This window comes from Ruegeria sp. D4 (genome assembly GCF_056534475.1).
Genome location: NZ_JBQFPJ010000026.1, coordinates 1 through 12006 on the forward strand (window position 1 = coordinate 1; position 12006 = coordinate 12006).

Below are 12006 nucleotides of genomic sequence, written 5' to 3' on the forward strand. Positions count from 1 at the left end.
AGCCGCGACCCGATAAAACCCGCGCCCCCCGTGATCAGAATCTTCATTAAGCTATCCACCATGTCTACAGATGGCGCGTCACTAGTTCATTCAGGCGAATTTCGCAATGTAGCCCGGATGTGCCGGGTGCAACCGGCCTGAAAATTCAACGTCTCAGGCGTTGTCCTGGAGCCGGCAGGTGCCGGCATTTATTGGGGCAGGTGAGCCCAAATACTAGCTACACGGCCAGTGCATTTAGGTTTCAACCGCCTCGCATGACCGGAGCACGTCCGCCACAAAAAGTTCAACTGCCTGTCTGTGCAGGCTGGAAGATCGCGTTGCGAGGTAGAATGTCGAGGTCCAGTGCAGTCTTTCAGGCGCAAGTTCTCTCAGACGGCCGTTTTGCCCAAGGCCTTCCACAAAGTGAACAGGCAGCGGCCCCAGAAAATGGCCGGTTTCAATCAATGTCGCCATCGCCTCCATATTCGCCACGACCGCTTTGGATTCCTGGGATTGCAGTTCTGGCGATACCAGCATTCCGTAGGACCGCTGGCAAATCTGATGTTGCGAGATGACGTCGAAATCGATTTTGTTGTCGGGCAGACCGAACAACGGATGGTCGCGTCCGCAGTAGAGCCGATGTTCTTCCTGACACAGTTCATTATAGGTCAGTTCGGCAACCTGATTGCGAAAGGGCGCAATTGCCACATGCAGTTCCCCGGTCAGCAACCGTTGCGTCAATTCTGTTGGTGAGGCAACGACGACTTCCAGCTGCACCTCGTTTGGCCGATCCAGAAATCGCTTGAGGGCTTCTGCCAGGTTCAGCTCGGCCAACGAGTTGACAGCGTCCACGACGCCGATCCTCAAATCGCCGGCTATCGTGTTTCGAAGCCCCAGCAGTTCGGCATCAAAATCACGCGCGCTCCGCAATATGTCTTTGGCCTTTTTGTACGCAATCTCGCCGCGTTCCGTCAGCCAGAAACCGCCGCGCCCCCGTTCGCAGACCCGGTAACCAAGCGCAGCTTCCAGGTCGCGGATTCGGATGCTGATGGCTGATTGGGTGATACCCAGCGCATATTGCGCATCGGTGAATCCACCGGAATCGACCACGGCAACAAAAGTCTCCAGAAGTGTATTTCTCAGCAGTTTCAACGATCAGCCCTCACTGAGGTCATTACATGAAGAATCCTTATGTCAACATTTACAGTATGATATTTTTTAATGAAAGGAACCGTGATGTGATCTCCCTCAGAAGCAACTGACTAAGCGAAACGGGAGGATATTCGCGTGGCTTTTACTCTGAGTACCCTAAGAACAACTGCGACCGCCGCGCTGCTCGGGCTGGCGCCCATTGGTGTGCTGGCGGAAGACTGGAAATTCGCCATCGAGGAAATTCCGGGCTCGATCATGGACGCCTATGCGCAGGAGTTCAAATCCCGCATCGAAACCGCGACGAATGGTGACGTGACCGTGACCGTCTATCCGATGGGCGCGCTGGGCACGCCGACAGAAACAGTCGAGCAGGCCGCCGATGGCATCATCCAGTTCACCAATGTCTCGATCGGCAACCTGGGCACTGTTGTGCCGGAAAGCCAGGTGTTCCTGCTGCCCTACCTGCTGCCGTCCGACCCGGCTGCAATCTCGAACATCCTGAGCAGTTCGGAAACCATATACGGCCCGATGAATGATGATTTTCGCCAGCGCGGTCTGGAAGTTCTGACGATGTATTCCGAAGGCCCGCAGGTCTGGACCACCAACCGCGAGATCCGCACGCCTGAAGATTTCGACAACTTCAAGATGCGCGTGATGGTGTCGCCGATCCTGTTGGAAACCTACAAGAACATGGGTGCAAGCCCGACACCGCTGCCGTTTGGCGAAGTGTTCGGGGCGCTGCAACTGGGTGCTGTTGATGGTCAGGTCAACCCGATCCCGACCATCGAAGAGATGAAGTTCTATGAAATCACCAGCCACCTGATCTGGGCTGGCGAGCAGGAGCTTGTCACCACTGTCGTGGCCGGCTCGGATTGGTTTGAAACCCTCAGTCCTGACCGTCAGCAACTGGTGCGTGACACCATGGCGGACATGACCGGTTTCATCGACGGTGTCGTTGCCGACTTTAACCAGCAGCGTCTGGACATCATCAAGGAAGCCAAGCCCGACATCGGTCTGGTTGTTCTGACCGAAGAAGAGCGTGACGTGTTCCGTGCACGCAGCACCGACACTTCGGCGGCCTATGTCGATACCGTCGGTTCCCGCGGTCAGGAATTGCTTGACGCACTGCAGGCGGAGCTTGCGGGTAACTGATCTCCCCACCACTCACACAAAACTTCCTCACGCCCCCCGCGCGTGAGGGCATTCAAAGGGAGGACATCATGCAAAGCGGCACTGCCACTCCCTTCGGCTTTCTGGGAAAGATCGACACCGTCATCGGACGGATCGAAGTCTGCATCCTGGGCTGGGGGATCATCCTGATGGCCGTGAACACAATTGCCAATGTTTTTGGTCGCTATGTGTTCAACCAGTCCATCTATTTCTCTGAAGAACTGAACGAGTTCCTGATCGTCATCGTCACCTTCATGGGACTGGGTTATGCCACCCGCAAAGGCATCCATATCCGCATGTCGGCGATCTATGACGCATTGCCGATCAAACTGCGCAAGGCTCTGATGGTGGTGATTGCCGCCACCACCGCAGCCGTCATGGCGGTTTTGGCCTGGTACGCGCTTGAATATGTTCAGAAAGCCGCCTCGCGCGGGCGGATAACTCCGGCGCTGCAGCTGCCGCTGTACCTAACTTACGTCTGGGTGGTGATCGGACTTGCGCTGGCCTCGTTCCAATACCTGCTGACCGCGATCCGCAACCTGAATTTCGCCGAGGAAGAGGTCTACGTCTCGTACCTAGAGGTCGACAGCTACGAAGATCCCGAGACTGCGGCGGCCATCAAGAAATTCGAAGATTCCAAGGAGGCAGGCAAATGACCGAGTTGATGCTGGTCGTCATGATCGTCCTGCTGCTGGCAGGCTTCCCGATGAAAATGCCGCTGATCTCGGCGGCGGTGCTGGGGTTCCTTGTCTACTTCCCAGACATGAACATGCAGATCCTGATCCAACAGATGATCGGGGGTGTGAAACCGGCTGCGCTGATCGCGGTGCCGATGTTCATTCTGGCCGCTGACATCATCACACGTGGTCACTCTGCCAACCGGCTGATCGACCTTGTCATGAGCTTCATGGGCCATATCAAGGGCGGATTGGCGATCTCTGTCACCTCGGCCTGCGCCTTGTTCGGCGCGGTTTGCGGTTCGACCCAGGCGACGGTTGTGGCCATCGGCGGCGCGATGCGCCCCCGGATGCTTAAATCGGGCTACAGCGACAGTTTCTCGATCGGTCTGATCGTGAACGCCGCCGACCTCGCCTATCTGATCCCGCCGTCGATCGGCATGATCATCTATGGCGTCGTGTCGGGCACTTCGATCTCGCAACTGTTCATCGCGGGTATCCTGCCGGGTCTGCTGATCGTGGCGCTGTTCTCGGCCTATTGCATGGTCTACGCCTATCGCCGTGACATCCCCGTGCTGCCGCGCGAGGGCTGGGCACAGCGTTTTACCGCCCTGCGTAAAGCGCTATGGCCGATGGGTTTTCCAGCGATCATCGTGGGCGGTATTTATGGCGGTGTCTTCTCTCCGACCGAGGCGGCGGCGATCTGTGTGCTCTATGCGGTCGTGCTGGAGGTCGTGATCTTCCGCTCGATCAAGGTCGGTGATCTGTTCGATATCGCGTTGTCCACCGGTGCCATCACTTCGGTCGTTTTCATCCTGATTGCGGCAGGCGCGGCATTCAGCTGGACGCTGAGTTTTGCCCAAGTGCCGCAGACCATCATCGCCGCACTGGGTCTGGAAAACGCCAGCCCGCTAATGGTGTTGCTGGCAATCAACGTGGCCTTCTTCGTCGGCTGCATGTTCGTGGACTCGATCGTGGTGATCCTGATTCTGGTTCCGATCTTTGCGCCGATGATCAAATCCAGCGGCCTCGACCCGGTATTGGTCGGTGTTCTGATCACGCTTCAGGTTGCCATCGGCGCGGCCACGCCACCCTTCGGCTGCAACCTGTTCACTGCCATCGCGGTCTTCCGCCGCCCCTTTGTTGAGGTGGTACGCGGAGTACCCCCGTTCCTGATCATCCTTTTGATCGTGACGGGCTTGCTGATAACCTTCCCTCAAATCGCCCTGTTCCTGCCGGAACTGGCCTATCGCTAAACCATAAGAAACGGAGAAAATCATGTCGGGACATGGTTATGAAGCTGGTCGTCTGAATCTGCCTTTTGTCGGCATCTCGACCTTTGGCAAGAAGCCTTATGTCGAGAACTGGGACGAAATCGACGCGGATGTGGCGATCCTTGGCGCGCCATTCGATTTCGGCTGTCAGTTCCGCTCGGGCGCACGGTTCGGGCCACGCTCGGTGCGCGAGGCATCGACCCTGTTCAGCTTTGGTCACGCGGGAGCTTATGATCACGAGGATGACGCCACCTATCTGGGCAGCGACGTTCGCATCGTCGATCTGGGGGACGCCGACATCATCCACACCAAGACCGAGGAGAGCCACGCCAACATCGAATACGGCGTCAGGAAAATCCTCGATGCCGGCGCGATCCCTGTCACCATCGGCGGCGACCATTCGGTCAATATTCCCTGCATCAATGCATATAAGGACGACTGCGCCAAAAACGGACCGATCCACGTGATCCAGATCGATGCGCATCTGGATTTCGTCGATGAACGGCACGGTGTCACCGTTGGCCATGGCAACCCGATGCGCCGCGCCATCGAAAAGGACTATGTCTCGGGCATGACCCAACTGGGCATCCGTAACGTGTCCTCGACCGCGAAAGAAGGTTATGACGATGCGCGGGCGCGCGGATCGGACATCCTGTCGGTGCGGCAGGTTCGCAAGCTGGGCGTCGAAGGCGTTCTGGATCGCATCCCGGAAGGCAGCCGGTACTATGTCACGATCGATATCGACGCTTTCTGCCCGTCGATTGCGCCGGGTACAGGAACACCCAGCCATGGCGGGTTTCAGTATTATGACGTGCTGGAAATCCTGCAGGGCCTCAGCAAACGCGGCGACGTGGTCGGCATCGATCTGGTCGAGGTCGCGCCTGCTTATGACCCCTCGGAAAGCACACAAATCCTGGCGGCCCAATTGTTGCTGAACTTTATCGGGTTCATTTTCCACAACAGGAAATAAGCTCCCTCCCATGGCGTTTTCTGATGCCGTGAGATGCCGGCGCGCTGACAACAAACGTCGCGTGCCGGTTTGGACTGTTCCCATGATGCATTGACGGTTGCGAGGCTTGAACCAAGGCCCCTTTGCATCCTCGGACGATCGGTTCGGGAAGTGGCGCGAATCTCAAGATGTGCGACTCTAAGGGCGTGCAGTGTTTGTTCAATCCCCGGGAAAGCTATGGCCTGACTTACGAAACGTTTCGTTCATCAAGAAACTTCATCGTATTTTCCAGGCCTTGTTGCATGTGGTCTTCAAGGTGATCCAGCATGTCATCCAAGCTGTCCCCGTAGGCTAGCTGAATATACTTGTCGTGGGACTCATGGAGCGGGCCGCCACGCCCATGCGCCTTTTGATGCATGGCAAAGTAGAACTGCAGGTTGGGTTTCAGACGTTCCCAGCTTTGCAACAGCAGGGTATGCCCCGACAGCTCGTAGCACCAAGAATGAAGATGCATTTCGGCCATGATCGCACCGTATGGATCATTGTTCGAGATGCAATCGCATAGCTTGTTGTTTCGCATCTGCAGGTCGGCGAGGCTGATCAGATCGCGCTTGTCCCAGCAGAACCGGAAGGCCATCTTCTCGAGCCCGGTGCGAAACGAATAGATTTCATCCAGATCAACCGGATCCAATGTACGCAGGAACGTTCCGCGGAAAGGCAGATAGACCAGAAGCCCGATCTCGCTCAATTGAACCATGGCCTCGCGAAGCGTTGCGCGGCTTACGTCCAATTGGGCGGCAACTTGTGTTTCAAGCAGCTTTGCACCCGGATTCAGATTGCCGGTCAGGATCAGTTTCTGGAGACGCTCCAATGTTCTGTCTTTCAGCGTATCGCCGGATTTCTCTGGTGAGGATGCTTGCCGTGTCATTTCGATCCCGTTGGTGGAACACCCGATGGGTGGAAGGCGAGATTACTTCTTTAAGCCAGGATAGCCAGAAAAATGACCGAAGCTGAACTTTCTATTCCGGTTCGATGGCTGGCTGCGGTGTTTGGAAACTTGAGTTAGTTCGAATATGCAATATTGTCGACAATAATACAAATTGTCGACAATATAAAAATCCTGCTGTAGTGTCATGCCAGGTGGGGATTCGAAAAGCGCGAAACCTGGCTGCGATTGCCCACCCCATCGGCAGGAACAGTTCATCCGGTCCGGAACCGGAATGACGCAACAGGTGAAAAGGGAGAAATTCATGTTGTCGACCGGCGTTCTTAAACGGAAAATGCACTCGGGGCTCGCGGTGATTGGCGCCGCTGCGCTGCTGTCGGGCGCTCCGGCAAAAGCCGAAGAGTTCCTGACCATCGGCACGGGCGGTGTTACCGGCATCTATTACGCCGTTGGCGGCGGCATCTGCCGACTGGTCAATCAGGGACGGAAAGAGCACGGCATTCGCTGTTCGGTCGAGAGCACCGGCGGTTCGGTCTACAATCTGCGCACGATGCGTGAAGGTGAACTGGAGATGGGCATTGTGCAATCGGACTGGCAGTTCCACGCCCTGAACGGAACCAGCTTATTCGAAGAGGACGGTCCGGATTCGGAGCTTCGCAGCCTGTTTTCGCTGCATCCGGATACGGTCATCATCGCCGCGCGCAAGGATACGGGAATCGAGTCGCTGGACGATCTTGGCGGTCGGACCATCAACTTGGGCAATCCCGGCTCTGGTACGCGAGGGACGGCAGAGGTTCTGGTAGACGCGTTGGGTTGGGACATGGATCACTTCGGGCTGGTGACCGAATTGAAGTCCGCAGAACAATCCGCAGCGCTGTGCGACAATACTATCGAGGCGTTTCTGATGGTCGCTGGGAACCCGGTGGCCAACGTTCTGGAAGCCGCTACAACCTGCGACATCAACATCATTCCGGTTGAAGGCGAAGCCGTGCAGGCTCTGGTCGAGAGCAAACCCTATTACGGTAACGTCACAATTCCGGGTGGTCTGTACCGCGGCGTAGATGGAGACGTTCCGTCCTTCGGTCTTCCGTCCACCTTCGTGACATCCTCGGACGTGCCGGAAGAAACCGTATACGTGATGGTCAAGGCGGTCTTTGACAACTTTGATGCCTTCAAGTCGTTTCACCCGGCCTTTGCCAACCTCAAGAAAGAGGAGATGGTCGTAAACGGACTGTCCGCTCCGATGCACCCCGGTGCAGAGCGCTATTTCCGCGAAGTCGGGTTGTTAAACTAACCACCTTTACCGGGGCGGCGGCCATCGCCGCCTCTGCACCACCTAAACCCAGCGTCCAGCTACGAGCGAAGATATGAGCGAGCAATCCCTGAGCCATTCCACCCATGACGCGCAGGAAGACCTGCGCAATCGGGACATCAAGATCTTTCTCAACGGCAGGATCGTACCGCGCAGCGAAGCCATGGTGTCCGTCTACGATTCCGGCTTCATGCTGGGTGATGGAATGTGGGAGGGGCTACGGCTTTATGACGGTGTATGGGCGTTTTTTGACGAACACATGGATCGGTTTTTTAACAGCTGCAAGGCCGTCTCGATTGATGTTGGCATGACCAAGGCCGAGGTCCTGCAGGCGCTGAACGACACCGCCAAGGCCAACGGTATGACAACGGACGCGCATTGCCGGTTCATGGTGACTCGTGGTCCAAAGGACAAGCCGTTTCAGCATCCGGGGTTGTCACGTTCCGGGCCAACGGTAGTTGCGATCGTCGAGCACTCGAAGCCGGTGGACAGCCTGATGAGCCAGGGCATCCGGCTGGCCACCGTGCCTCAGGTGCGTGGCCTGCCGATGAGCCAGGACGCCAAGTATAACAGCCACTCGAAACTGAACTGCGTTATCGCATGTTTGCAGGCCGAGCAGGCGGGTGCCGACGAAGCCCTGATGCTGGACCCTCATGGCTTTGTGAACACCACGAATGCATGCAACTTTTTCATTGTGCGCCGTGGCGAGGTTTGGACATCCAACGGAGACTACTGCATGAATGGGGTGACGCGCCAAAAGGTCATCGACCTGTGCCATGCTAACGACATCCCTGTGTTCGAAAAGAACTACTCGCTCTACGAAGCCTATGGTGCCGACGAGGCATTCCTGACAGGTACTTTCGGCGCCCAGACACCCGTCGCGTCAATTGACGGGAAAAAGATCGGTGAACATGAAGGTGCCGGTCCAATAACACATCGCATCCGAGAGCTTTACAAGGAGCTTGTGCAGCGAAATGTCCACCATCAAGGCGGTTGCCCCTACTAAGCGGAGAGCATTGAGCGCGACCTGGCCAAACTGTTGCTTTTTTTCGGTCTGCTATGTGCGCGCCGTCTTCCAAAATGAGTGATGTTGAGGAAGGGGAACCTGCAAAATCACAGCGGACATTGTCCGCCCACATGGCCTCCAGAGTGAGAGAGGCATGTTCTTCCAACAGCAACTTGGCGTTATCCGCATCTTTGACCAGAGCAGCGTCGAACATGCCTATGGGATCAGAACCCTCAGTCCGGTTATCGCAAGCAACGACGGCTCGTAAACACCTGACTGTTCAAAGTAGGGTAACTAGAGCATCCACTCGACCGGCAGCCACCTTACGACCGCCGTCATCGCGCGCTGGAAGCTGCTGGTTTCCGGTTCCGTCGTGTGAACAGTGACTGTCCCGTCTTTTTCTTCTTGCAGCCAGATCACCTCACCGTTGTCGGCCAGTTCAACACGGTACGCGAATTCGGGCCTGTTCAGTTGATCGGCAAGCGACGCTGCAATCGCGGGGCTTTCGACCAGCAATCCCATTTCGGTATTGAGACGCGCAGATCTAGGGTCAAGGTTATAGGAACCGATAAAGACCCGCTTTCCATCCGACCCAAAGACCTTCGCGTGTAATCCCGATGCTGAACCGGCCAGTATCTCGGGCAGGCTTCGGTCGCGATGTTCCTGCCGTAACGCCCGAAGTTCCAGCAACTCGACACCGCTGTTCAGCAGGCCATCCCTGTATCGCATATAGGCCGCATGAACCGGCATGACGTCCGTGGCGTCCAGCGAGTTGGTCAGAACGCGGACCTTAACGCCGGACTTCGCCAACCCTTCCAGAATGTCAGCGCCTCTTTCGCCGGGAATAAAATACGCCGACACAAGGTCCAGTGAGGTTTCAGAGCCTTGCGCGAATTCGATCAGCCGTTCCACGATCAGGTCTTCGCCTTTGACTTCGCCAAGGCCTTTTGCCGGGTCGTCAGCAAAAAGGGTGATTTCGCTCCATTCGAACTTCAGATCATGTGCGGCTATTTGGTCGGTCAGCGCATTTTCCTGGATTGCCTTTTGATAGCCCGCGCCAACGGCAGTCTGTCGCGCAGCGTCGGCCGTGGATTGAAGGCTTTGTTCCGCCGGAGGCCCAAGAAAGAGGTCGGCGTCGTAGGATGAACCGCTGTTCCAGTATGAGTCGAAGGATTGCGAAACCTCGTCCACGATCGGACCAATGGCTATCGCGTCCACGTCCAGGTAGTGGGTTCCAGCGCCGTAATCGAAGTATATGTCGCCGACATTGCGGCCCCCGACAATCGTTGCCACACCGTCCACTGTCATTGATTTGTTGTGCATGCGTCGATTCAGGCGGCCGAAGTCAAAAGCATATGACAGGAGTTTTGGGTTTCTCAGCGTGAACGGATTGAAAATACGCACATTTGCGGTCGGTAGGGCATCGAGTTCGGCAAGATAACTGTCCATTCCGGATATGCCGTTATCGTCGACCAGCAATCTGACCCGCACGCCGCGCTCGGCCGCCGACCTAAGCTCATCCAGCAGCATCAGGCCCGTGACGTCATCTTGCCAGATGTAGTACTGAGCATCGATTGAGGAAACCGCCTCTCTCGCGAGGATGGCCCGGGCCGCGAAAGCCACGCGCCCATTGCCCAAAGGCCGAATTCCGTCCCGCCCGGGATTCCGTTCGAGAGCGTTTTTGATCGTCTCCCCCAAGGGTCCGGTCCAGTCCGCATCTTGCTTCAGCGTTCGCTCTGAGAAGTTCTCTTCAGGAAGCGGAAACGCCAGTCTTAACCCGACTACGGCGATTGCGATCACCGCCACTGCAATCAAACAAATCCTGATCAGCCGCATTCAGGGTCCCTTGTTGTGTGCGCCGGATTGGCCTTGTTGCCGAGATTGACCTATTGGAACTTGGATTTTCAAGAGAATAGATCGAAGCAAGTGGTCTAGCGACATGCTGTGATTGCCTTTGGGCGGAATCAGACCATCGCGCTAAGTTCCGGACTCTGAGGTAGGGTGCGGATCTCAGGCAAAGTGAGGATCAGCGCATCGAACAACAGGATCGTTCACTCGAATTTCGGCTGGGATTGGGCTTGACGCTTTGCAGAGCGAACGGACGGTCACTGGCGGGCTTTGCGCTACATGAAACAGGTTTTTAACGCGGCCAATGCCGAATCCATTTCTTCCTCGGAATATCCGCAAAAGCCAAGGATCAGGCCATTGTGGGCCGAACCTTTGACTGAGAACCGTGATAGCGGCTGCGCTGTGACGCCCATCTCTGATGCGCGCATGGAAATCTCGGTATCTTCGAAGCCATCGTTGAGGTGCAACACTACCTGCATACCCGCCTGGTGGTTGATGAAGTGCCCATAATCCGAGAAATCGTGCCTGAGCCGTTCCAGAAGATATTTCCGCCGATCATCGTATATCCGACGCACCCGGCGCAAGTGTCGGTAAAATTCCCCTGACTTCATGAACTCGGCCAGCGCCTGTTGGGGCATATAGCTCGCTTTCAGCCCGAAGCGCCTCAACGTTGTTCGGAAACGGTCGATCAGGACCTCGGGGACGATGACATATCCCAACCGCAATGAATTAGAGAATACCTTGGAGAAACTGCCGACATAGATTGCTCGGTTCAGACTATCAAATCCCGCCATGGCAGGGATCGGACGGCCCGCATACCGGAATTCGCTGTCGTAGTCGTCTTCGAGAACCCACGCGTCATTTCTTTGCGCCCATGCCAGGAAGTCCAGCCGACGGCTTGGCGACATGGCCCCACCAAGCGGGTATTGATGTGACGGCGTCAAAACGGCAAGCTTTGGCACGGTGCCCTGTTCGGGCAAACGGGCGCCGCTTTCATCCACGTCCAGATAGGTCGGCGCAAGCCCCTGGGCGTCGGCAAGCTGGCGAACGGGCAGATAGCCCGGGTTTTCCAGGCCGACGATCTCGCCTTTGCCAACCAGACTGCGCAAACAAATCTCGATTGCATCGATTGAGCCGGCGGTCACGATGATCTGATGCGGCGAGGCATCGATCCCACGCCACTCTGATACATGTGCGGCGATGGCTTCGCGCAGATCGCTATTTCCAAAACCGGAACTCCCGACCAGCATGGCCTCGGGATTTGTTCGGCAGACGCGGGCAACCGCCTTGGCCCACTGCCGGTGCGGGAACAATCGCATGTCCGGATAGCTGGCCTCGAAAGGGATCGGGGTTTTGATTTGTTTATCGGCGGATCGGGTCCCTGTGCGATTGCCTGACTTGGTCAATTCAACTTCACCCAAGGCACAAATAGTGTAGCCCGACCCTTGCAGGCTGTTCAGGTAGCCTTCGGCAACCAGTTGTTCATAGGCTGTCACGATGGTCGAACGCGACACACCAAGTTCGGTGGCAAACACGCGGGTTGGCGGCAGTTTCGAACCCTCGGCCAGATCGCCGGAAATGGCGCGGTCTCGGATAGCGGCACAGATCTGCTCGAAGACCGGTGTCTTCGCGGACCGGTCGATGGAAAAGGCAAGCCAGGGTGTTTGCTTCATATTGGTATGCTCATTTTTGT

10 protein-coding genes are annotated in these 12006 nt (G+C 56.5%); 6 read left to right on the forward strand and 4 right to left on the reverse strand.

What is annotated here, in order from left to right; translation table 11 throughout:
• Window positions 1-234: 234 nt before the first annotated feature.
• A complete protein-coding gene (locus ACR0MI_RS22150) occupies window positions 235-1131 on the reverse strand; it encodes a LysR family transcriptional regulator (RefSeq protein ID WP_480855609.1) in 897 nt (298 codons plus the stop codon).
• Between the two features lie 135 nt (window positions 1132-1266).
• On the opposite strand from ACR0MI_RS22150, the gene ACR0MI_RS22155 reads away from it, so the two are divergent.
• From ACR0MI_RS22155 to speB, 4 genes are all read left to right on the forward strand, one after another.
• A complete protein-coding gene (locus ACR0MI_RS22155) occupies window positions 1267-2283 on the forward strand; it encodes a TRAP transporter substrate-binding protein (RefSeq protein WP_480536788.1) in 1017 nt (338 codons plus the stop codon).
• Between the two features lie 68 nt (window positions 2284-2351).
• Window positions 2352-2957: a TRAP transporter small permease gene (locus tag ACR0MI_RS22160; RefSeq protein WP_170617296.1), complete on the forward strand. Its 606-nt coding sequence runs from the start codon at window positions 2352-2354 to the stop codon at window positions 2955-2957.
• On the forward strand, window positions 2954-4234 hold the full coding sequence (locus tag ACR0MI_RS22165; protein WP_170619798.1) for a TRAP transporter large permease: 1281 nt from the start codon (window positions 2954-2956) through the stop codon (window positions 4232-4234). The genes ACR0MI_RS22160 and ACR0MI_RS22165 overlap by 4 nt, the downstream gene beginning before the upstream one ends.
• 22 nt (window positions 4235-4256) lie before the next feature.
• Entirely contained in the window at window positions 4257-5222 is a 966-nt protein-coding gene (speB, locus tag ACR0MI_RS22170; protein WP_170617292.1) for an agmatinase, read from the forward strand.
• Between the two features lie 226 nt (window positions 5223-5448).
• Here speB and ACR0MI_RS22175 read toward each other — a convergent pair whose 3' ends face one another.
• Window positions 5449-6129 carry a GntR family transcriptional regulator gene (locus tag ACR0MI_RS22175; RefSeq protein ID WP_170617290.1) on the reverse strand — a complete coding sequence of 227 codons (681 nt, stop codon included), beginning with the start codon at window positions 6127-6129 and terminating at the stop codon, window positions 5449-5451.
• Between the two features lie 322 nt (window positions 6130-6451).
• Between ACR0MI_RS22175 and ACR0MI_RS22180 the strand changes: the two genes are divergently transcribed.
• On the forward strand, window positions 6452-7441 hold the full coding sequence (locus tag ACR0MI_RS22180) for a TAXI family TRAP transporter solute-binding subunit (RefSeq protein ID WP_480442265.1): 990 nt from the start codon (window positions 6452-6454) through the stop codon (window positions 7439-7441).
• Between the two features lie 73 nt (window positions 7442-7514).
• Window positions 7515-8465, forward strand: coding sequence for an aminotransferase class IV (locus tag ACR0MI_RS22185; RefSeq protein ID WP_170617288.1), 951 nt, complete (start codon window positions 7515-7517; stop codon window positions 8463-8465).
• Window positions 8466-8759: 294 nt separating this feature from the next.
• On the opposite strand, the gene ACR0MI_RS22190 is transcribed toward ACR0MI_RS22185, so the two are convergent.
• Together ACR0MI_RS22190 and pdxR are read right to left on the reverse strand one after the other, a co-directional pair.
• Window positions 8760-10301, reverse strand: a complete 1542-nt coding sequence (locus tag ACR0MI_RS22190) for a phospholipase D family protein (RefSeq protein WP_170617286.1) — start codon at window positions 10299-10301, stop codon at window positions 8760-8762.
• A 287-nt stretch (window positions 10302-10588) separates the two neighbouring features.
• On the reverse strand, window positions 10589-11986 hold the full coding sequence (pdxR, locus tag ACR0MI_RS22195; protein WP_170617284.1) for a MocR-like pyridoxine biosynthesis transcription factor PdxR: 1398 nt from the start codon (window positions 11984-11986) through the stop codon (window positions 10589-10591).
• Window positions 11987-12006: the final 20 nt, after the last annotated feature.

What these genes read in the sequence shown, in the direction of transcription:
- ACR0MI_RS22160 (WP_170617296.1), top strand. Translation starts at nt 2,352, where the DNA reads ATGCAAAGCGGCACTGCCACTCCCTTCGGCTTTCTGGGAAAGATCGAC.
- ACR0MI_RS22165 (WP_170619798.1), top strand. Translation starts at nt 2,954, where the DNA reads ATGACCGAGTTGATGCTGGTCGTCATGATCGTCCTGCTGCTGGCAGGC.
- speB (WP_170617292.1), top strand. Translation starts at nt 4,257, where the DNA reads ATGTCGGGACATGGTTATGAAGCTGGTCGTCTGAATCTGCCTTTTGTC.
- ACR0MI_RS22175 (WP_170617290.1), bottom strand. Translation starts at nt 6,129, where the DNA reads ATGACACGGCAAGCATCCTCACCAGAGAAATCCGGCGATACGCTGAAA.
- ACR0MI_RS22180 (WP_480442265.1), top strand. Translation starts at nt 6,452, where the DNA reads ATGTTGTCGACCGGCGTTCTTAAACGGAAAATGCACTCGGGGCTCGCG.
- ACR0MI_RS22185 (WP_170617288.1), top strand. Translation starts at nt 7,515, where the DNA reads ATGAGCGAGCAATCCCTGAGCCATTCCACCCATGACGCGCAGGAAGAC.
- ACR0MI_RS22190 (WP_170617286.1), bottom strand. Translation starts at nt 10,301, where the DNA reads ATGCGGCTGATCAGGATTTGTTTGATTGCAGTGGCGGTGATCGCAATC.
- pdxR (WP_170617284.1), bottom strand. Translation starts at nt 11,986, where the DNA reads ATGAAGCAAACACCCTGGCTTGCCTTTTCCATCGACCGGTCCGCGAAG.